This window comes from Litoreibacter ponti, from assembly GCF_003054285.1.
In the GTDB taxonomy this organism is placed as follows: domain Bacteria; phylum Pseudomonadota; class Alphaproteobacteria; order Rhodobacterales; family Rhodobacteraceae; genus Litoreibacter; species Litoreibacter ponti.
In genome coordinates, this window is record NZ_QBKS01000001.1 from 744,253 (window position 1) to 765,860 (window position 21,608).

The following is a 21,608-nucleotide window of genomic DNA, read 5'->3' on the forward strand; positions in this document are numbered from 1 at the left end:
ATGTCCGAGATGTTCAATGCACTGGAAAGCACGATCCGTAAGCAGGAAGGGCGCTATTTTGGTAAATACCGCGCCTTCATCACCGATCGAGAGGACCCGGAAAATCGCGGCCGCTGCAAGCTGACGATCCCGTCGGTGATGGGGTCGGAAAGCTCGGATTGGGCCCTGCCGGTCGTCCCCTATGGCGGCGCGGAAGGATTCGGGATGCTGGCAGTTCCCCCCGTCGGTGCGCAGGTGGTGGCCGAGTTTCTGGAAGGCGATATCGCCAGCCCGATGTGGACGGGAACCTTCTGGCGGGACCCAGGCGAGATGCCCGACGACTACACCGCGCCGGAGGTCAAATTCATCCGGTCTGAAAGCGGGCACGTCTTGTCGCTTGACGACACCGCCGACACCGAAGTGTTAACCATGAAATCTGCCAAGGAGGCCTCCGTCGTGATGGACCAGGAAGGCTCCATGGTATTGACGGATGCGGCCGGTGCGACGGTCACGCTCAATGCGGCGGACGGGACATTGCTTGTGGCCGACGGCAACGGCAACGCGTTGGAAATGACGTCCTCCGGGATCACCTGCTCGGACGCGAATGGCAATGAAATCAGCGCATCAGGCGGCGGAATTGAAGTAAAATCCTCGGCCACGATCAATATCGAAGGCTCCATGGTCACGGTCGCAGGCGCAGGCGGCGAGCCCCTGATCAAGGGCTCAACCTTCCTGTCGCTCTTCAATGCCCACACGCATCCCACGGCGGCGCCCGGCTCGCCCACCGCGCCGCCCATGGTCCCGCTCACCCCGTCCGTATTAACCACGAAGAGCACCGCAAGCTGATGGCCCAGTATGAAAGCACCCTGCCGCGCGTCGGCTACATGGCCTTTCCGTTCCGGATGACCGAGACCGGCGCAGCGCAGGTCGCGCGGTTCGACCATATCCGCCAGCAGGTCGAGCAGGTGCTGTTCACCTCTCCGGGGGAGCGGGTGTTCCGCCCGGAATACGGCTTCGGCGCGCGCCAGCATGTGTTCGAAGGCAACGCGGTCGGGCTGTGGGAGCTGGCCCAAAACCGGCTCTACGGCGCGCTGGCAGAGGCGCTGGCGGGTGAGGTCGATCCCAAGACCATCCGGGTTGAGGTCGGCGCGCCGCCGGACAAGCCAGAGGTGCTGATGGTCGAGATCACCTACACGATCGCCGCGTTGACGCGCACCGAAACCCACCGGTTCGAGGTGTCTTGATGGCCGAGCTCGCCCCTGCAAAGCTGATCTTCGACGGCACCTGCCCGGATTGTGGCACGCGCGAGCAGATCCTGCCCCTGCCCCTGCCCGGCGTCGAGGATGATTTCGACTGGAAGGTGCGCGACTACGACAGCTTCAAGCTGTTCATGATGCAGGAGCTGGCCTCGCGCTATCCCGATCGCCGCCGCTGGACGCCCGCGGACATGGAGGTCGTGTTGGTCGAGGTCCTGTCCGCCGCGCTCGACCGCGCCTCCCACGCGATGGACCGGGTGCAGGCGGAGCGCTATCTCGACACCGCGCGCAAGCCCGGCTCGGTCCGCAGATTGCTGGCGATGATTGGCTGGCAAGCCGACGGGGCCGACATGGCCGCGGCACGCGCGCAATTCGCCCCGGCGAGCGCGGAGCCCACCGACACCGAGGCGCTCGAGCAATACTGGCTGCGCAACCCCGCCGCGATGGAGCGTGCCCGGCGCGAAGGCCCGCGCCAGATCGCGGAGCAACGGCGCATGGTGACCCTTGCCGACCACAGCACCGTTTTGCAAAGCCACCCGCTGGTCGCGCTGGCGCAGGCGCGGATGGTCTGGTCGGGCGCGTGGAATTCGATCCTTGTGGCGACGCTGCTCGAAGATGACCTGCCGATGGACCGCCCGCTCCATGACGGCCCGGCGGACGCCACCCGCCCCAACCGCCTGCGCGCAGAGCTTTGGCGCGAGATCGAGGCGTTTCATTCGGACCGCAACCTCGCCTTGCCGCCGGTGGGCCCCGGCCTCACCGGACGCGCGATCCTGCGTGTGCTGGTCGACGCCTACCGCATGATCGGCGCAGAAGTTTTCCTCGAGCCCGCCCGCGCAGCCCCGATCAACGTGACGCTGTCGGTGCGCGCGGCCAAGGGCTTCTTCCGCTCCGAGCTGAAGCAGGCGGTCGCGGCGGTGTTCACCTCCGATCAGGGCGGCTTCTTCGAGCCGGGGCGCTTCGGCTTTGGCGAGACGATCTACGCCTCCGACATCATCGAGGCCGCGATGCAGATCGAAGGCGTTGCCGTCGCCTGCCTCAACCGCTTCCGCCGCGTGGGCGACAGTTTCGAGGACCGCAGCGCGGAAGGGTTCATCAGCGTCGATCCCGACGCCTACATCCTGTGCGCCGGCGACAGCCGCCGCCCTGAACGCGGCGCCTTCCGCATCACCGTGCAAGGGGGGGAGGTCGGATGAGCCTGCGCCAAACGGATCTGACCCGCTGGAACCGCGCTGGCATGCGCCGCTTCGATTATGTCGATGGCGATGCGGCCGTCTGGCTGGAGCGACTGCGCGAAATCCTGACCGGGCTTTACGCCAAGGGGCTGCCTGCCGATATGCGCGCGCCCGACGCGCTGCGTGACCTGTTTCTCAGCGAGACCTCCGATCTTAACCGCAGCGAGGTGGATATCGACCGCCTTCGCAAAAGCCTTGTGTGGCAGCGACTGGCCCGCGCGATCCCGCCCTCGACCGAGGATGGTGTGAAGCTGGAAAGTCGCGGGCAACGCGGGCTGCGCCTGCGCGCGCAATACCAAGCCGATAGCGACGGGGATTACGCGTGGGATATCCTGCGCGCCTTCGCACGTGCCTCGCACGTGACGCTGGGCCATCTCGACGCTTTCGCCAACGAAGGTTACCTGCGCACCGCGACCCAATGGGACAATCTGCGGCGGATGGCGGCGCTGGTAAATTACCAGCCGACGCCTGCGGCCTCCGCCTCGACCCTCGTGGCGCTGGAGTTGAAGCCGGACCTCGGCGCGGTCGAGGTCGCCGCCGGAATGGCGATGAAGCACACCCCCGCCACCGGCAAGCCATTGGTGTTCGAGACGCTGGGTAAATTGCTGGCGCACCCGGCGCTCAACGGTGTCCGCGTCTCCGGTTGGGACGTGAATGGCAGTCGCCTGCCCGGTCAGGACGAGACCTGGCTGAACCCGTCGGGAGAGGTGCTCTCGCCCGGCGAAGAGGTGGTCATCACCGGCGGCGGCGGCGCGCAGGTGCGCACGATCACCGGGGCCGAAGATGTCAGCGAGGACGCCGACGCCTCCCTGTTCGAGCTGCGCCTGAACCAGGCGCTGCAACTGCGCCCCACCCGCGCGCAGGCCCGGCTCTGGCGTGACCCGGCCGATATCCTGCGCCCGCTTCCGCGCAGCGAGGGTGGCAGTGTGGTTGTTCAGTTGGAGGACGCCAATGCGCTCCGCAAGGCCGATCTGGTGGAGCTGCGCGGCCTCAGCGTGCCACGCATCCTACGCGTCACCGCGCGCGATGAAGACCGGGTGGAGCTGGCATTGCCCGACGGTCTAACACTGCCCGACGCGTTCGAGCTGGTCGCGCTGACGCCGCTGGCCGCCAAGGAGCCCGGCATCTTCCACACGCCCACCGCCCAGATCGACCGTGTCTTCTACACCGAGGATGGCGTGGTCAAGGCGGCGCAATACCCAAGCGTCTTCCGGCGCCGACAAAAGGCCGTGCGCGGGAACGGTCTGGACGGGCTGGAGGTGCGCACCTCCGGCGTCACCAGATACCGCTTCGAGGGCAAGACCAGCGGCTATATTTTCGAGCTGCCAAAGATCGACACCGTATTCATCCAGGTGCCGGGCGAGAAGTCCACCGCTGCGAAATTGATCGATGATCCCAAGGTCACGAAGGACGACGGTGCCAATGTCGCCAGCTTCCGCGGCGCGATGCCGAAGGGGCTGAAGCCCGGCGCGGTGTTCATCTTGCGCAGCCGTGCGCGGCGGGCACAGCAGGCGCTGCGGGTGAAGGCCTTGCGGCAGGACAAGGGGCTCTATCATATTGCGTTCGACCAAGCGGTCTCGGTGACGCGCGGGGCGGAATTCGTGGGCCCGATGCGCGACAGCCTGCGCCCGCTGGACCACGACCGCAACCCGGATACGTTCGGCACGCTCGCGCTTTTGACCTTCTGCGACGTCCCGGACGAGGCGCTCGACATCCTGCGACCCGGCCGCCCGCTGATCGTCAGCGACGGCGCGCGGGAGGTGCAGGCGCAGCTGGCCACGATCAAGCCGCTGGGCGGCGAAAAGGTCGAGGTTACGCTCAGCCTTGCAGGCTCCATCGCCGATTTCACCCGTGGCGACACGGTCTTCATGCTCAACGCGGTAATCGCCGGGCATGGCGAAAGCAAGGGTCCGAAAACCATCGGATCAGGCGATGGCGAACAGATGCGCCAGAGCTTTCTGTTCCAGGTTGCCGATGTCAGCCACGTCGCCTCCCCGGTCTCCGAAAGCGGAGTGATCCCGGCCATGGATATCGCCGTCGATGGCGAGCTGTGGACCTATTCCGACTTCATCGACCCTGCGATGGACGGGACCAATACGTGGTCGACGACGCTCGGCGAGGATGGCTACCTGACTCTGCATTTCCGCCGACGCCTGCCCACCGGCAGCGGCAATGTCACCGCCCTGCGCCACCGGGTCGGCGTCGGCGCGGCAGGCTCTGCGGTGCCCGCGTTCTCTTTCGTCGAGCCGTCGAAAAAGCACCCTTACGTCAAATCCGTGTTTCAGCCTTTCGCGACCTCGGGCGGAGCGGACCGTGAACCGGTCGAGAGCCTGCGCGCCACAGCCCCCGCACGCCTGTCGTCCAATGGTCGCGCGGTGTCCTTGCGCGATTTCGAGAAGCTGACCATGCGCCATGCCGCGGTCTGGCGCGCCCGCGCCGCCGAGGACGCCCGCGCCCGCCGGGCACGCCGGGTGACGCTCAGCATCGTGCCCGCAGGGGGCGGCGATGTGTCGGCGCAGCTCAAGCTCGATCTGGGCGAGGCCTTGGGCGCGCGCGCCCTGCCCGGCGTCACGCTGGACTTCCGCGGCTTCGAGCCGCTGTACCTGCGCATCCACGCCCAGGTGCGCGCCGATCTGACCGCGCGCGATGCCACCGATATTCAGGCCGCTTGCGACGCGGCCCTGCGCGCGACCTTCGCGCTGGAGGCGCGCGATTTCGGCCAGCCCGCCTATATTTCTGAAGCCATCGCGGCGCTGGAAGCCGTGCCGGGGGTCGCCACCACGATCGTCACGACCTTCGACTACGGCCCCGATACGCCCGACAAGCCGCCCCGTGTGATGACCCGCGACGATCAGGTGGTGACGATTTACCCGACCGCGACCGAAGTGGCCCATGTGGGCGAGAATTCCGTGGCCGCCGCCCTGCCCGGCGCGCCATCCATTTCCATTGATGTGAGAGGCCTCCATGAGTGATCCAGCCGACGAGTTGCGCTCCCGCGCGGGCCGCATCCTGTACCGCGAACTGCCCGAGGAATACCGCTACCGCGATCCCGCGGATGACGGCGAGCTGGGCGATCTCGAGGCGTTCCTGCACGGCTTTGGTCACCTGCTCGACCAGATCCGGGCGACAACCGAGCAGGCCCATGCCGACAGCTTCGCCGAGCCTCAAGATGACGGGCGCGCGATCCAGCCCTGGGTCGTCCCCTACCTTGCAGAGCTGCTTGGCGCAGAGCTAACCGCGCCGGACCCGGTGGCGCGGGCGGGGGAGCTGAACAATTCGGTCGCGTGGTTCAAATCCAAGGGCACGCTGTCGTCGATCGATGATATCGCGGATGTCGTGCTGCGCTCAGAGACCGTGGCCAAGGAAGGCTGGCGGATGACCGCGCAATGCCCGCGCGTGGACCTGCCGCCCTTCACCGCGGAGCCGGGGCTGGACCTTGGCCCGAATGTGATCACGCCGGATTTCCGCAAGCTTGACCGCGCGGTCAAGGACGAGGACGGCGCGAACCCGCTCTTCCGGCTCAAGCCCGGGCGGCACGACACCGACGGCACGGACACCTATTGGCGCAGGCTCGCGCCGGGCGGCGTGCCGTGTTTCCCGCGTGCCTACGACGACCACACCGCGCGCACGCCCGATCTGCGCGACCCGGACCGCACCCGGCGCGTTGGCCCGCACCCGCGCCGCACTCTGATCCATGTCCGCCCCCCGCAGGGCATCTTCCACGACGGCCTGCCGCGCTTGAAATTGTCCAACGCCACCTTCCGTGACGCAATGGAGGGCAAGGAGGTGCTGCGCGCCGAGGACCTGATGGCCTTCGAGGAACTGGGCGATGGCATCACAGGCCCCGCGCTGATCCTGGAGCTGCCGCAAAGCGTGCCGCTGCCCAACCGCGCCATGACGTTCGAGGGCCTCCGCTTCGTGGCCGCGAACGGACGCAAGTCGACCCTGAAGGGCGCCGCCAAATCGGAGATCACCTTCATCGACTGCGCGGTGCAATCGCTCGATCTGGCAACCTCTGCCGCCGACCCCGCGCCGCTCCGGGCCACGGACAGCATTTTTGATACGATCCTTGCCGATGGGCGGGAGGCGCAGCTGGAATATTGCACGGTGATGGATATTGCCGATTTCGGGCGGCTCGATGCCTCTGACTGCCTGTTCAAGTCGCTGGCCGACACGCTGATCTGTCAGGAGGGCGAGACCGCGCAAAGCTGCATCCGCTACTCGCGCTTCAGCGCCAACGACACCAAGGGCAAGGGCAGGCTTTGCCTCGATGCGCGCGGCGGCTCGAACACCACCGCCCTGCCCCAGTTCACCGACCGCTACCACGGCACCGGCGAGGACTGCGTGAAGCGCGCCGCCCGCTACGGCGAGCCGGGCTACGGCGTTCTCGACACCGACACGCCTGCAGCAATCCTCGCGGGCGCGGAAGATGAAGGCGAGATGGGCGCGGGCCACGGCCTGCACCACGCGGCCTCGCTGCGCGCGGTGCGCCACAAGCTCGACAGCTTCCTGCCGCTCGGTCAGGAAACCGCGATTTTTTACGACCCCATGCTGGCCCTGAGCCCCCCCGTTCTGGGCTCAGAGGACGGCGAATGATTTTAGAGAGGGATTTCAGATGAAGGGCTCACATTCACGGCTCAGCCACCAGCCCGAGCAACGCTATTCCAACCTCGCCCATGTTCAGGGCGGCATGCTCACCGAGGCGGACCTCACCGAGGCGGGACAGATCCATCAGGCCCGCGACGACGCCCAGGGCGCGGCCTTCGCAGGCGCCGGCGTTCCGGCCGAAGGGGGAATGTGCGGCTGGGACGAAGAGGGTCAGTTCGTTCTGCTCGACGGGACGGTCTTTGCCCAGGGCAAACAGGGTCATTTCGAGCTGGGCGGCATGACCACGGACCTCGCGGAGGCGATGAAGTTTCAGGCCGATCTGCCGCAAGGGCCGGAGCCCACGCCGGGGCTGGTCTATGTCGATCTGTGGGAGCGCCCGGTTTTCGCGACCGAGGATGGCTACCTTGCGGATGCAGGCCTGCACGGGGCCGAGACCTCCTACCGGACGCGCACGATGGTGCAGCTCAAGACCCTGCCCACGGTCAAATCCTACGAAGACGTGCTCGACAGCTTCGAGAAGAGCCCTGCCTTCCTGCCCAAGGGCACTGCGACACTGAACGTGCAGCTGCGCGGCGGCGAGACCTCCATCGACACCTGCGATCCGTGTGCCGACATCATCAATATCGACAAGGTGCTGCCCAACGCGCTGTTCCGGGTCGAGGTCCTGTCGGTCGAGCGTGAGAAGGGCGAGATGAAGGCGGTTCGGCTCGCCTGGTCGATGGAGAACGCCGAAGCGGTGGAGCCCATGGGCTCGCGCAGCGCGCTCAGCCGCGACAACGCGGTCTACGAGTATTTCTCAGACGAGACCGACATGCAGGCGGGCTACTTCCACGACGACTACCTGCCCGCGCGCGGCGCCTTTACCACCGACCTGACCACCGAAACGCCCAGCGACGACACGCTCGAGAAGAAAGAGGTGGGCTACACCCATGTGCGCCGCTGGGACGGCATGGCCCGCGTGCCGCTGGGCTCGCGCAGCAAGGCCTCCGGCCCAAGTGCGGCAGGCAGCGCCATGACTGACAAGTCCGGCCAGATCACGTTTTCGACCGAGATGTTCACGGTGCAGATCACCCACGGCAAGCGCGAGATGGTTGCGGGCGACTACTGGCTGGTAGAGCTGCGCCGCTACGCACCGGACGGCGCGCAGGTGCTCTTGAACGGCCACCCGCTGGAGAAAGAGGAAGGCCAGCCGCCGCTGGGCCCCGTGCACCATTTCTGCCCCATCGGTATGTGGAATGGCGAAGGGTTCGAAGAGGTGCCGGATATCCTCTACCGCCGCCTCAGCTTTCCGACGCTGGCCGATATCCCGGCCGATCACGTGGGCTACTTCCCCGACCCCGACTGCGCGCTTCTGGGCGAGACCCAGACAGTACAAGAAGCGCTCGATCGGGTCTGCGAGATCGACGCGCGCCACGTGGGCTTCACCCCGTCGGACCCGGATTGTGACACCTTGCAAGGCACACGTTCCGTCGATGAGGCGCTCAACAAGCTTTGCGCGGCCGACAACAACAAGCAGCTGCAACTGATGCTGCGCACGATGATGGATTGGGGCGTCGTGTGCGGCGTCTCCGTCGCGCAAGGCGAGAAGGGTATCGAGGTCAGCGGCGGGGTCGTTCTGGACCGCGCGGGCGTGCTCCATGAGTTGGAGCGCGAAACCGTGGTGCTGTCGGAGTTTGACGACGGCCAGCTTCTGCCCGACGCCAAGACCTTTGCGGGCTTTGCCAAGCGCAAGGTCGAGATCTGCCTGTCGGTGGGCTTCAACGGCACCAAGCGGGCGTTCTTTCTGTCGCCTGCAAACATGGTCTACGACCCGTCCGATCTGACCCTGTCGGACCGGGTGGAGGCCTGCCTAGAGGGGCGCGGCTCGCTGACCGAAAGTGATCTGTTCGAAAAGATCGCGGGCAAGGAAGAGCCGCTGACCGCGCTCACCATGATGCATGTCTGCCTGCGCAACGACATCCGCCCGATGGACGGTATGGAGTTCGACAAGCGCCTGCAGGGCGCCGCCGAGACGCTGCTCAAGCAACTGGTCGAGGATTATGGCAAGCGGCTGCAAAAGACCGGCGATCCGTTGGCCGACCGCAAGGTCGCGGAACTCAACGAGATCATCGCGGCACTTGAGAGCGGCCTCAAGGATAGCGGCTTGAAGGGCACCGGTGGCCAGCTGGCGCTGGTGGCCAAGACCCTTGGGCTCGCCGCAATCATGAAGAAGGACGAGGAGTTCCGCCTCGAATGCCTCTGCACACGCGTGGTGCCCGATTGCCCGCCCGCGATCGAGGGCTGGACGCTTGTGCCGCTGGGCTGCGTCGAGCTGAGCAATTACAAGAAAGGCTCGGTCGCGGAAAGCGACGTGTGCATGATGTGCTGCCGCAAGCAGGCCAACACGCCGCGCAGCCAGCGCTACTACAACGGTGATCTGATCGGCACGATCCTGTCGGGCTTCAAGGCGCTGTGCACCGAAGAGGAGTTGCGCGTCGACAACGGCCCCAGCAATCGCCTGCGCGCCTGGCTTGCCGCCGCGGGCCCCGCGCCTTGGGATCCGCCCAACAAAACTCCGCTCTGGCCTGCCAAGCCGACCTATGGCGATGGCGGCGTGCAACTCGCCGGGCCGTTCTACGGCCATTCCGACGGGGGCGCGGAGGTGCTCAACCAGTGGAAGCGCGGCTTCAACCCGCCGATCATCGACATCACCGGCCAGAAATCCGAGGAGGCCATCAAGAAGCTCGAGGGCGCGGGCCTCAAGGTCGTCGAGAAGTTCAACGTCAAGAACATCGCGGGCATCCTCGAGATGTCGGACGGCAAGCCGCTGCTCAACCGCCGCCCCGGCCCGGGCGACGAGGTGATCCTGCTCGACAATGACGGCCTCGCGGTCGAGTTCGTCGTGATCCGTCAGGCCCGCCGCTTCAACTTCATCGGCACCAAACTACTGGGGGGTCTAAAGTTCCAGCCGGGCGTCGTTCCCAAGACCGATTTCGTGCTCGCGGAAGGCTTCAAGGGCGGCGCGGATCTGGGCAAGCTCCTGGGCAACCTGCAGGGCAAGAACATCGCCCAAGGCGGCAAGACCCAGCCCGCCAAGGACACCAAACCGCAGCCCGAAGTGAAGAAGGACCCCGACAAGACCGCCAAGGCCGAGGTGCTCGACGCCAAAGTCATGGTGAACCCGGCGCTGATCAAAAAGCAGCTCCAGGGCTTCAACGGCCAACCCCAGGCCGAACGGTTCAAGGTCCAGCGCAACACCGGGTTGAGGCAGAACATTACGCTCAACAAGGACACCAACGCGGCGCGAGCCAACGTCGACAAGGACAAGCCGAAGGATCCCGCCAAGGCGAAAGCCACGACCAAGGCCAGAAGCACGGGCAAAGCCAAGGCAGGCGCGAAAAACACCGCCAAGGCGACCGGCAGACGACCCAATGTCGGCAACCGCACCGCGCGCAAGACCACGGCGCGCACCAGGCCGGGCACGCCCCGCGAACCCAAATAGGGCCCCGGTGAAGGCCAAGGCACATATCCAGACCAAAGGGTCGCGCGGCGCTACCACCGCCCGCGCGACCCCGGTCCCGGTGCGCAGGCCGATGCCTCAGATCAGCGCGGTGGCGCGCCCCGCCTTGCAGACAGCCCTGAAGGTCGGCGCGGTCAGCGACCCGGCGGAGCGGGAAGCGGAAACGATGGCGGCCCGCGTGGTCGGCGCCTCTGCCCCCGCGCCCGTCGTGGCGAACGCGCCGCCCGCAGCCCCTGCCAACAGCAGCGCACAGCCCTTGCGGCGCGATGCCGAAAGCCAGCCCAATCTCGACGAGCTTGTCCCCGAACCCGCCCCCGCCGCGCAGCAGGATTTCGACCTGCCCAAGCAGAACGACGTCGCCACAGACGGGCTCGACGCCGCCGACATGGGCGAGCTGGAGAGCGGCGCGCCGGTCGATACCGGCGGTGCGGCGGGCGAAGAAGGTGCGCTGCAGGCCGCCGCCACGCCAGCCGCCAAAGTGGGGCGAATGGGCGGGGCCGCGCCGTCGGACGTGTCACGGCTGGTCGCCAACCCCGGGCCGGGCCGCCCGCTGCCCTCGGGTCTGCGCGCCCGGGTCGAGCCGCATTTCGGCACCAGCTTCGAGGACGTACGCCTGCATGATGGCCCCGCCGACCAGGACGCGGCCGCACGCATCGGCGCGCGCGCCTTCACCCACAAGAACCGCATCTGGCTGGGCCGCGGTGAAAGCCCCACGAACACGCGGCTGATGGCCCATGAGCTGAGCCACGTGGTCCAGCAGACCGAAGGCTCCGAAGCCCTGCCCTTGCGCCGCGAGCCGGTGCTACGCCGCGAGGAAGACGAGGGCTGGGCCGAAGGCAAGCTCGAAGGCTACGCGCGCTACGTGCCCGGCTACACCCTGATCACCGTCATCGTCGGCAAGACGCTGATCTCCGGCAAGAAGGTGATCAAGAACGCCACCAACCTGCTCGGTGGGCTGTTCGGGCTGCATCCGCTGGGCACAGTTCTGTTCGACAAGCTGCGCGAGACCCGCATGGTCGAGGAGGCCTACCAATGGGTCCTGACGCGCTTGGGCGAGCTGAACCTCACGTGGTCGCGGCTGCAGGGCACGGTGGCGAAAATCTGGGACGCGCCGCTGGTGGGCGCGAAGCAATACGTGATCGACCTGTTCGGCCCGCTGGTCAGCGATCTGGTTACCTTCGCCAAGGACGTGGGCAAGAAGGTGCTGGAGTTCGCCGTGCGCGGGGCGCTCAAGCTTGCAGGCCCTTACGCCGACAAGGTGTGGGCGATCATCCAGCAGGCGGGCGACGTGCTGGACCTGATCATCGAGAACCCGCTGGCCTTCGCCAAGAACCTGATCAAGGCGGTGGTCGGCGGCTTCATGAAGTTCGGCGCGAACATTTTCGAGCATCTCAAGAAGGGCCTGCTCGGCTGGCTTTTCGGGGCCATCGCGGGGGCCGGCATCACCCTGCCCGCCCGTTTCGACTTCAAGGGCCTGATGTCGCTTGTCATGCAGATTCTCGGGCTGACCTACGCCAATTTCCGCGCCGAGCTGGTCAAGAAGCTGGGCCCCTCGGGCGAGCGCAAGGTCGCACTGATCGAGAAGTCGGTCGAGATCGTCAAAGTGCTGCTCAAGGAGGGCTTCACAGGCATCTGGCAGAAGATGCTTGAAATGATCGAGAACTTCAAACAGACGCTGATCGGCGGCATCTCGTCGATGGTGATCACGACCGTGATCAAGGCGGGCATCTCTTGGCTCGCGGGCCTGTCGAACCCTGTGGGCGCTGTGGTGAAAGTCGTTTTGGGGATTTACGACCTGATCGTGGCGTTTCTCGAGCGGCTCGAGCAGATCATGGATGTCGCGCAGTCGATCTTTTCCTCCGTCGGCGCGATTGCCCGTGGCCAGACCGAAGCGGCTGCGAAATTCGTCGAGCAAACCATCGGCCGCACGGTCCCCGTGGTGATCTCGTTCCTCGCGGCAGCTCTGGGTTTGGGCGGAATATCATCGAAGATCAAATCGGTGATCGAAAAGCTTCAGGCGCCGGTGAAAAAGGCCATGGGCAAGCTCATCGGCTTCGTGATCAAGAAGGCGAAGGCCCTGTTTTCCAAACTGATCGCCAAGCTCAATGGCAAGCGGAAGCTGCCGCGAAAGGCCTTCATGATCGGCAAAGAGCCCCATGAGATTTACGCCGTCAAAAAGGGCAACAAGATCGATGTCATGATCGGATGCGGCGAGCCGGGCACGGTGCCCGAAGTCACCAAGGCGACCAAGGCAGCGGCGGGCAAGGTCGAGGCCCCAAGCGCGCAAGCCCCGATGCAAAACCTCATCGACCAGACCAAGGAAGTTGACGACGAAACCGACGCCGAGGCCAAGAAGATCAAGCCCGCAAGCGAGAAGGAAAACAACCAAAAGAAGTACAAGGCGCTCGACGCCGAATTCGCGGAGGCCGCCGGGGAGTTTCTGGAAGACGGCAAGGCCATTGCCGCAAACCCCTTCGTGTCCGAGAAGCCCGAGGGGAAGTCTCTGCTCCGGGGCAAGGAGCCACGGTCACTGGAGTTCGAAGGCAAAGTCGACACGTACAACAAGCTCTCCGATGCGGCCAAGGACAAGGACCCGGAGACAGGCCAGACCTTCTCGCGGTTCCACGAGTTGGACCACACGATCGAAAAACGGTTCCCGCTTGGAATTTTCGAGCGGCTTCATTTCCTCAAGAAGGGAAACAGGAAAAAGGTGCCAGAGACCGACGCGCTCCGCTCATCGCGCCAGGCCGCCGGTGCAGCGGCGCGCGAAGGCACGGCGAAAGACGCCAGCGTCCAGGATGACGCCAAGGCCCCCGGCATCGGCAATCTTGCGAAAGACAAGATCAAGGGCGGCAAGATCGGCGCAACGGCCTCGGGCTTTCCCGCGATCGCCCTGTATCACCGCAACCACATCAAGGGGAAAGGCAAAGGATTGCCCGATGCCGCAGCCATCATTTCCGCGGCGCAGGCAGAGCTCAACAAGGCCCGCGGGACAGAGGCCAAGGCGGTCGCGGTGGTCAAGAATGCACTTCTCACTCAGGTTGAGGCCGAGGTGGCGGAAATCCGCGACATCTACGCCGCAGACACCAGCGCCGCCAACGTCAGGGCGCAGGTCAATACGGGGCTCGACACCATCAGGCAGAAGAATATCGACTTCTATGGCCTGCAGAACGCCTCCGCCGACATGAGCGCCCACACCCCGCCCACGCAGGCACCAACGGACAAGAGCGCCATCCCGTTTGATACGCAAAGATCGGATCGCAAGACCCCGCAACCGATGATCAGTGTCGAAGGGATCGGGAAGGCCTACGGCACGCAACCATCCGGGTTCGGGCAGGTGCTCGAACACGACCATGTTCTCGACAAATCCTTCGCCAAGAAGGCCGCGACGCACAAACAACTCGACGAGGCGGAGGCCGCAACGGTCGAGACGGCAGCCGAGACAAAAACGGCCAGAGCGCCGCAACCCGGTCACTCCGCAGCGGACCGCGCCGCGCGTCTGGGCCAATTGACGAACGCGGCCCTGTTCGGGGACGGCTCCCCCCTTCGCACCTATACCGATGATCTCGGCTACGCCGTGCCGATCTACCGACCTATCGCGAAGGAAGTCACGGCGCGCGTCCAGGCCCCGCTCGACACCGTCGCCCAGCCCGTGAAGCTGGAGGACGCCGAGAATGACGCCGCCAATTACGTGGCCTACGGCGACACCACCGCGCGAGACGCGCTGATCCAAAAGAAGACCCAGAAGATCAAACGCCGACTGGAAGACCGCACGAAAAACCATGCGGCGGCCATCAAGGATTTCTACCTGCCGCAGATCGACTACGTGCGCTCGATCAACGAAACCGCGAACAGGGCCAACGCGGAAAGCCAGATGCGCGCGATTATGAAAAACCTTTACGTGTCGCTCGGCGAGGCTCAAGCTGAGACACGAAAGCTGTTCCGTTAGCAATTTATTTTACCAAGGAGCACGACCCATGCCCGCCCACACCATTCCCCCCGCCTCGAAAGAGCTTGGCTTCTTCAGGTCCTCTGAAAGCCGCGACAGCAAGTACGATCCTTCGGCCATCGGTCTCGCGTTCTCCGGCGGCGGGTATCGGGCCTCGCTTTATCATTGCGGCGTGGTGATCCGGCTCAATGAGTTGGGGATACTGGCGCAGGCCAAGCGCATCGCCTCGGTCTCGGGCGGGTCGCTGACCACGGGTGTGCTGGCGATGAACTGGGACAAGATCGACTGGAACGGCAAGGAAGATCACATCGCCCATGACGATGACATCTTCGAGAATTTCACCAAGCCGCTGATGCTGGCCACGCGCGAAAACATCGACGTGGGCACCGGCATCCTGGGCCTGATCCCCGGCATCTCGGCCGGCAACCAGCTGGCGCGCAGCTACGACAAGCACATCTTCAAATTCCTCAAGCTGCGCGACATCACTGACAGCCGACGCTTCATCTTCTGTGCCACGAACCTGCAATCGGGCGGGCTGGTGCGCATGACGCGCGACTATATCGCCGATTACAAGGCGTTCTTTTGCGAGCACAAGAACATCAAGCTCAGCGAGGCCGTCGCGGCCTCGTCGGGCTTCCCGCCGGTGCTGGCGCCGATCCGGCTGGACCTGTCTGGCGAGACGGTGGAGGCCCCGCGCCACCGCCCCGACGCCCCGGCCTATCTGCGCAAGAAGCCCCCGCTGGTTGATGGCGGGGTTTACGACAATATCGGGCTCGAGCCGATCTGGAAGCGCTGCGGCGTCCTGTTTGCCTCCAACGCGGGCTCGAACCTGCCGCTGTCCGACAGCCAGTTCCGCACCACGATGATGGTCCGGGTGATCAACGCGATGCTGGACGTGACGGTCAACTGGCGCGAGCGCTCGCTCGTCAACATGTTCCGCAACCAGCTGGCCGACGGGCTGAAGGAGCGCAACGGCGCGTTCTGGACCATCACCACCGACAAGAACGACGTGGCGTGGGACGGCTGGAAGGCCAGCGACGCGCAGCTCAAGACCGCGCGCGAGATGTCGACCCGGCTGAAGAACTTCCCCCATGATGATCAACGTGCGGTGGTGCTGGCGGGCTATTCGATGGCCGACGCCACGATCCGCAAATACCTGCTGCCCGACGCGACGCCGCCCGCGGGCCCACCGCGGCTGCTGTGACCATGGCCGAGTTCCGCCCCCCACGCAGGCTCAATGTCTACGCCTTTGACCCCTCGACGGCGCGCAATTTCGACAACCGCGCCTCGCGGACGGTCAAGATCACCCTGCCCTACGAGCTGGATCCGGCGCCGCGGAACAAGCCCTTCCTCGGGCCGCGCGGCCGCTATGTCGAGGTGGTCGATTTCGACCCCGCAAGCGGCGCGTTCTACGCCCCCATCGACCTCAATTCCGACCGGGTGCTGCACAATGACGGGCTGCGCCCCGCGCCCCATGACCCGAAGTTTCACCAGCAGATGGTCTATGCCGTCTCGATGAACACGATCGGCGTTTTTGAGGAGGCGCTTGGCCGGGTCCTGCAGTGGGCGCCCACCACCGAGACGACGCAGAACGACGATGGCACCACCAGCTACGAGACCAAGTTCACCCGGCGGCTGCGCATCTACCCGCACGCCCTGCGCGAGGCCAACGCCTTCTACAACCCCGACAAGAAAGCCCTGCTGTTTGGCTATTTCACCGCCGGAGAGGACAGCGCGAGCGCGCCGGTGGGCACGACCGTGTTCACCTGCCTGAGCCACGACATCATCGTGCACGAGACGGTGCACGCGATCCTCGACGGCATGCACCCCAGCTTTGCCGAGGACACAAACCCGGACATGCGCGCGCTCCACGAGGCCTTTGCCGACATCATCGCGCTGTTCCAGCTGTTCTCGTTCCCGAATGTGCTGGAGGACCAGATCGCCAAGACCAAGGGCAATCTTGACCGCCAAAGCCTGCTGGGCGAGCTGGCGCAAGAGTTCGGACAGGCGGTCGGGCGCGGCTGCGCCCTGCGCGACTTCCTGGGCTCCGTGAACGAGCACGGCGAGTGGGAAGAAACCGAGCCGGACCCGAGCCTGCTGCACGAAGCCACCGGCCCCCATGCGCGCGGCAAGGTGCTGGTGGCGGCCGTGTTCCGCGCGTTCCTGACAATCTACAAGCACCGGGTGAAGGACCTGTTCCGCATCGCCTCCGGCGGCTCTGGTGTGCTGCGCGATGGCGAGATCGACCCCGACCTGAAGCGCCGCCTCGCCGCCGAGGCCGCGCAATGCGCGCGCCGGGTCATGCGTATCTGCATCCGGGCGATGGACTACACCCCGCCCGTCAATGTCAATTTCGGCGACTACCTGCGCGCGCTCATCACCGCCGATCACGACCTCTTCCCCGAAGACTTCCAAGGCTACCGCGCCGCGTTCATCGAGGCCTTCGCAAGCTGGGGCATCCTGCCAGATGGCATGCCCGTGATCTCGGAGCCGATGCTGTGCTGGCCCACGATCTACGAGGCCGAAAAAGACCGCCAGGCCAAAAACGGCAAGCTCGAAGAGGAAGACTGGCTGACCACGATCCACGGCAATCTTGGCCTGATGCTCAAAGAGCCCGGCGCGATGCTGTCCTTTCTGGCCAGCCCCCGCGAAGACGACGACAAGGACCGTGTCGAGCGCGAGAGACACCGCGAACAGGTCGAAGCCGCCAAGCTGGAAGCGCTGAAGGTCGCGGACCTGATCCACGACAAGGTCATCGAGTTCAACAGCCTGACCAATATCCCGCTGGAGCTGCGCCCGCCGGAGATGGACCTCAACGAGGCGCACCCGATCTCGATCAATCTGCTGGAGGTCGATGACGGGCGCGACCGCGAGATCTGTTTTCATGCCTCTGAGCATTACCAGCGCCTGCTGTGGCTTTTGATGACGTCGAAAGCCTCGCCGCGCTTTGCGCAGCTGGTGGGACTGTCCTTTGACGCCCGCGCGCCCTCGACTGTGCGGCGCTCGAAGATCACCGGGCTGCCCTCGTTGCATGTCGCCTCCGTGCGCATCGCTAAGCGGTTGGGCCAACGTGGTCAGCTGGAACGCGAATATGTGGTCGAGATCATCCAGACCCGTCGCGGCTATCTTGACCCCGATGCGCAGGCCCGCGAGGACGCGCGCGCGCCCAGCCACAACGACAGCAACCGCCAGTGCGACTTCAAGTATCGCGCAGGCGCAACCTTCCTGATCGACGCGCGCAGCTTCGCGATCCGCCGCCTGATCCGCAGCGCCCACACGGTCGAAGACGAGGCCGGCCTGATCGCCTGCCGCGCCCACCTGACGCGCGCCGACGCTCAGGCCAATAACGCCTTTTATTCCGGCCAGACCTCGCGCGCGGCGGCCTTCACCGACCTGCACAGGCCCGGTCACAGCTCGGATGGTTTCCCATGAGCCCAACGCCCAAAGTCACCGCCCCGCCCCATGGCGTGAAGGTCCGCATGTACCGCCAGGGCCATGGCGATTGCTTCCTGCTCGCCTTCAAGCGCAGCCGCGGCAAGCGACCCTACTTCGTCCTGATCGATTGCGGTCGCAAGAAAGGCAGCACGCCCAAGGATCTCGAGGACAAGGGCATCGACTTCGCAGGCGTGCTCGATGCGCTTCACGCCGATTGCGGCGGGGTGCTTGATCTTGTGGTCGTCACCCACGAGCACGAAGATCACGTCTCCGGCTTTCCCAAGCCCGGCGACGAGGACCACCCGTTCTCCAAATTCACCGTGCACGACCTGTGGCTCGCCTGGACCGAAAACGGTGAAGACGAGACCGCCAACGCGCTGCGCGAGCAATATGGCGACAAGCTGATCACGCTGGCTCTGGCCCACGAGAAGCTCAAGGCGCTCAAAGGCATCGGCGGGCAGGATGACGGTCTCGCCGACGAGATCGCCGATTTTCTGGAGACAGAGACCGGTCACACCGATGGCGCCGCCGTACTGCGTGAGGCCGCGCTGGAGCTGGACGTGGCCCCGGGCGATCTGGCGGGTGCACCCGAAGAGGTCTTCGCCGCCACCCGCCGCAAGAAGCGCAGCACCCGCATCCGCGGCAAGCGCTACAAGGAACGGCTCGCGGGCCTGCGCGCCATGGCGAAAGGCAAGATCACCTTCATCGCGCCCGAAGACCCACCGCTGCCACTGCCGAAGGTCAAAGGCGTGCGCATCTACCCGTTCGGCCCGCCCCGCGACGAGGAACTTCTGACCTCGCTCGATCCGCGCAAGCGCGAGGAGTTTCACATCGGCCCCTTCGCCATGGGCGCGCCCGGCGCGGGCATGTTCGCAGCTTTTGACGGCGGTGCCGCCACTGCGACAGCACCCTTCGCGCCCCGCCACATCATCCCCGAGGCCGAGATCAGGCCCGCCATCAAGCCCGACGAGGACCGAGAGCGCGCCTACCTCTCGGAGGTCTATCTGCGCGACGAGGATGCCTATCGCCGGATCGATGGTGACTGGATGGGCGATGCGGAGGTGCTCGCCCTGCGGCTGAATTCCGAGGTCAACAACACCTCGCTAGTGCTCTGCTTCGAGCTTGAGGAAAGCGGGCGCACCCTGCTCTTTACCGGCGACGCGCAGCGCGGCTCCTGGGTGTCATGGTCTGACCTGTCCTGGCAGGTGGACGGCAATGAGGTCACCGCTCGCGATCTGCTGGGGCGCTGCACCTTCTACAAGGCGGGCCACCACGGCTCGCACAATGCGACGCTCAACGGCACGGTGGACAGCCCGCACGCCAATCTCAACTGGATGGCGCTCGGGGCCTACGCGCAGGAATTCGTTGCGATGATCCCGTCGAACAAAAGCTGGGCCTGGGGCAAGCGGCGGCCCTGGCGCCACCCTATGAAGGCGATCGAACAGGCACTGCACGAGAAGGCCAAGTCCCGCGTCATGCTGATCGAGCCGCATATCCCGGAACGCGATCCGGACTTCGAGGGCGCCGAGTTCGACGCCATGTGGGACGCGTTCCTCGCCGCCACCACACCCGAGGATTTCGCCATCGAGCATTGGGTGCCGGACACGAAACCGGGGAACTCTACGTGAGGAACACCGGGTAATTATCTGGATTATATTTGTAAATCCAATCCTGCCGCTTATGCGCCAGACCGGGGGCCAATCCCGCCACAAGCGCCATTGGTGCGTAGGTCGCAAGCTGCCCTGGAAGCGTGTGACGGTGGAACTGGCGCAGGTTGTGAAGACTGCGCTTTTGCACCTGCGTAACCCGCGGTTTGCGCCTGAGCTCGAAGTCGACCAGCGCCTCCGCGATATCCCCGCCGCCCGACAAGGCATCCGCCAGCACGACCGCGTCCTCCAGCGCCTGCACCGCGCCCTGCGCCATGGAGGGCAGCATCGGATGGGCCGCATCGCCCAGAACGCAGACGGGTCCGTCGCTCCACGTGGCCTGTGGCGGGCGGGAAAACAGCGCCCAGCGAAACAGGCCCGTCGCGGCCTCCAACGTGGCGCGCAGCGACGGGTGCCAGTCTCCGAAATCCCGCAGCGCTTCCTCGACTGAGCCGGGGATCGACCAGCCCTCTTCCTGCCAGCTGTCCTGCTCCACGATGCCCACGAAATTTACATGCGTGCCGCCTTTGACGCGGGTTGTGACCGCGTGCTTGCCCCGGCCCGCCCAGATCACCCCGCGCGGCGGCGGAGCGTGTTCGCCCAAGGCATCGGCCGGCACGACACAGCGCCATGCCACGTTGCCTGTGAAGCGCGCGCGGTCCGCGCCGGACATCTGCGCGCGGATCTCGGAGCGGATGCCATCCGCGCCCACCACCAGATCGCCAAACATCCGCTCGCTGCGTTCCAGATAGACCGACGCGCCCCCGCGCTCGCGCACGTAGCCGGTCACTTTCGCATGGGTTTGCAGCCGCGCGGTCGGCTCGGCCCGAAGCGCCAGCGCCAGCGCATCATGCAGGTCCGCGCGGTGAATTTGTACAAACCGGTTGCCCCACCGCACCTGCGCCGTGTTCTTCATATCCAACCGGAACACCCGCCGCCCGGACCGCCCCATGCGCAGCTCGATCGCGTCGGGCTCAAACAGCGTCTCCTCGATCAGCGGGGTGACGCCAAGCGCGTCGAGCACATGCATTCCGTTGGGGCTGATCTGCACGCCCGCGCCGACTTCTTTCAGCTCGGGCGCCTGTTCCAGCACCTCGACCTCCCACCCGGTCTTGGCCAGCGCAAGACCCGTGGCGAGCCCGCCGATACCGCCCCCCGCAATGACCGCGCGCCGTGTCGTCATGGCATACGAATGCCCCCGTCCAGCCGGACGGTGGAGCCGTTAAGATACGGGGATTCAATGATAAACCGCACCAACTTGCCAAATTCCTCCGGCTTTCCAAGCCGTTTCGGAAACAGCGGCTGGCTTGCCAATGCCTCTTGCGCGGCCTCGGGCAGCCCTTCCAGCATCGGGGTCAAAAACAGCCCCGGCGCGATGGCCATGGTGCGCACGCCGATCCCCGCCAGATCGCGGGCCATGGGCAGCGTCATGCCCACGATGCCGCCCTTGGACGCCGCGTAGGCGGGCTGGCCTTTCTGGCCGTCGAACGCCGCGACGGAGGCCGTGTTGATCAGCACACCGCGCTCGCCATCGGCGTTCGGGTCGTTGTCCTGCATCGCCTCCGCGGCCAGACGGCACACGTTGAAACTGCCCACAAGATTGATGTCGATGGAGCGCTGAAAATCCGCCAACGGATGCGCCCCGTCGCGCCCCACGGTCTTGGCGGCGATGGCGATCCCCGCGCAATTGACCGCCCCCGTGATCCGCCCGAATTCCGACAGCGCCCAGTCCCGCGCGGTCTCGACAGAGCTTTCCGACGTCACATCCGTCTGCGCAAACCGCGCGCCCTCGCCCAGCTCGGACGCCAAAGTAGCTCCGCGCTCCGCGTCGCGGTCCAGCAACACGACCTTGCCGCCGCCCGCCACGATCACCCGCGCGCTCGCAGCCCCAAGGCCCGAAGCCCCGCCAGAGATCAGCGCAACCGTTTGAGAGATATCCATGCTCGACCCTCACGTATTTTTTCCGGCAGAGTAGCAGGTTCCGGCTGGCGCGAAAGAGCC

12 protein-coding genes are annotated in these 21,608 nt (G+C 65.7%); 10 read left to right on the top strand and 2 right to left on the bottom strand.

Translation table 11 applies throughout. The features are described from left to right. Genes C8N43_RS03800 through C8N43_RS03845 form a run of 10 tightly spaced genes read left to right on the top strand, consistent with a single transcriptional unit; the run spans position 1 to position 19,589 of the window. Positions 1-825, top strand: a complete 825-nt coding sequence (locus C8N43_RS03800) for a phage baseplate assembly protein V (RefSeq protein WP_211308557.1) — start codon at positions 1-3, stop codon at positions 823-825. Beyond that, on the top strand, positions 825-1,223 hold the full coding sequence (locus tag C8N43_RS03805; protein WP_107844331.1) for a GPW/gp25 family protein: 399 nt from the start codon (positions 825-827) through the stop codon (positions 1,221-1,223). The genes C8N43_RS03800 and C8N43_RS03805 overlap by 1 nt, the downstream gene beginning before the upstream one ends. Beyond that, positions 1,223-2,431, top strand: a complete 1,209-nt coding sequence (locus C8N43_RS03810) for a baseplate J/gp47 family protein (protein WP_107844332.1) — start codon at positions 1,223-1,225, stop codon at positions 2,429-2,431. The genes C8N43_RS03805 and C8N43_RS03810 overlap by 1 nt, the downstream gene beginning before the upstream one ends. Next, a complete protein-coding gene (locus C8N43_RS03815) occupies positions 2,428-5,442 on the top strand; it encodes a baseplate J/gp47 family protein (RefSeq protein WP_107844333.1) in 3,015 nt (1,004 codons plus the stop codon). Before C8N43_RS03810 ends, C8N43_RS03815 begins: the two co-directional genes overlap by 4 nt. Further along, entirely contained in the window at positions 5,435-7,066 is a 1,632-nt protein-coding gene (locus C8N43_RS03820) for a hypothetical protein (RefSeq protein ID WP_107844334.1), read from the top strand. Before C8N43_RS03815 ends, C8N43_RS03820 begins: the two co-directional genes overlap by 8 nt. 19 nt (positions 7,067-7,085) lie before the next feature. Further along, complete coding sequence (locus C8N43_RS03825; RefSeq protein WP_107844335.1) at positions 7,086-10,559, top strand: hypothetical protein; 3,474 nt, start codon at positions 7,086-7,088, stop codon at positions 10,557-10,559. Between the two features lie 7 nt (positions 10,560-10,566). Further along, positions 10,567-14,526 (top strand): eCIS core domain-containing protein, encoded by a 3,960-nt coding sequence (locus C8N43_RS03830; RefSeq protein ID WP_158269903.1) that lies wholly within the window; start codon positions 10,567-10,569, stop codon positions 14,524-14,526. A 28-nt stretch (positions 14,527-14,554) separates the two neighbouring features. Then, on the top strand, positions 14,555-15,730 hold the full coding sequence (locus tag C8N43_RS03835; RefSeq protein WP_107844337.1) for a patatin-like phospholipase family protein: 1,176 nt from the start codon (positions 14,555-14,557) through the stop codon (positions 15,728-15,730). A gap of 2 nt (positions 15,731-15,732) precedes the next feature. Further along, positions 15,733-17,958: a gluzincin family metallopeptidase gene (locus C8N43_RS03840; protein ID WP_107844338.1), complete on the top strand. Its 2,226-nt coding sequence runs from the start codon at positions 15,733-15,735 to the stop codon at positions 17,956-17,958. Then, positions 17,955-19,589, top strand: a complete 1,635-nt coding sequence (locus tag C8N43_RS03845; protein ID WP_107844339.1) for a ComEC/Rec2 family competence protein — start codon at positions 17,955-17,957, stop codon at positions 19,587-19,589. Before C8N43_RS03840 ends, C8N43_RS03845 begins: the two co-directional genes overlap by 4 nt. Here the strand turns inward: C8N43_RS03845 and C8N43_RS03850 are convergent. Together C8N43_RS03850 and C8N43_RS03855 are read right to left on the bottom strand one after the other, a co-directional pair. Then, positions 19,582-20,790, bottom strand: coding sequence for an FAD-dependent monooxygenase (locus C8N43_RS03850; RefSeq protein ID WP_107844340.1), 1,209 nt, complete (start codon positions 20,788-20,790; stop codon positions 19,582-19,584). The genes C8N43_RS03845 and C8N43_RS03850 overlap by 8 nt on opposite strands. Beyond that, positions 20,787-21,548 (bottom strand): 3-hydroxyacyl-CoA dehydrogenase, encoded by a 762-nt coding sequence (locus C8N43_RS03855; RefSeq protein WP_107844341.1) that lies wholly within the window; start codon positions 21,546-21,548, stop codon positions 20,787-20,789. The genes C8N43_RS03850 and C8N43_RS03855 overlap by 4 nt, the downstream gene beginning before the upstream one ends. Between the last annotated feature and the right edge of the window lie 60 nt (positions 21,549-21,608).

What these genes read in the sequence shown, in the direction of transcription:
- C8N43_RS03825 (WP_107844335.1), top strand. Translation starts at nt 7,086, where the DNA reads ATGAAGGGCTCACATTCACGGCTCAGCCACCAGCCCGAGCAACGCTAT.
- C8N43_RS03835 (WP_107844337.1), top strand. Translation starts at nt 14,555, where the DNA reads ATGCCCGCCCACACCATTCCCCCCGCCTCGAAAGAGCTTGGCTTCTTC.
- C8N43_RS03840 (WP_107844338.1), top strand. Translation starts at nt 15,733, where the DNA reads ATGGCCGAGTTCCGCCCCCCACGCAGGCTCAATGTCTACGCCTTTGAC.
- C8N43_RS03805 (WP_107844331.1), top strand. Translation starts at nt 825, where the DNA reads ATGGCCCAGTATGAAAGCACCCTGCCGCGCGTCGGCTACATGGCCTTT.
- C8N43_RS03845 (WP_107844339.1), top strand. Translation starts at nt 17,955, where the DNA reads ATGAGCCCAACGCCCAAAGTCACCGCCCCGCCCCATGGCGTGAAGGTC.
- C8N43_RS03850 (WP_107844340.1), bottom strand. Translation starts at nt 20,790, where the DNA reads ATGACGACACGGCGCGCGGTCATTGCGGGGGGCGGTATCGGCGGGCTC.
- C8N43_RS03810 (WP_107844332.1), top strand. Translation starts at nt 1,223, where the DNA reads ATGGCCGAGCTCGCCCCTGCAAAGCTGATCTTCGACGGCACCTGCCCG.
- C8N43_RS03855 (WP_107844341.1), bottom strand. Translation starts at nt 21,548, where the DNA reads ATGGATATCTCTCAAACGGTTGCGCTGATCTCTGGCGGGGCTTCGGGC.
- C8N43_RS03815 (WP_107844333.1), top strand. Translation starts at nt 2,428, where the DNA reads ATGAGCCTGCGCCAAACGGATCTGACCCGCTGGAACCGCGCTGGCATG.
- C8N43_RS03800 (WP_211308557.1), top strand. Translation starts at nt 1, where the DNA reads ATGTCCGAGATGTTCAATGCACTGGAAAGCACGATCCGTAAGCAGGAA.
- C8N43_RS03820 (WP_107844334.1), top strand. Translation starts at nt 5,435, where the DNA reads ATGAGTGATCCAGCCGACGAGTTGCGCTCCCGCGCGGGCCGCATCCTG.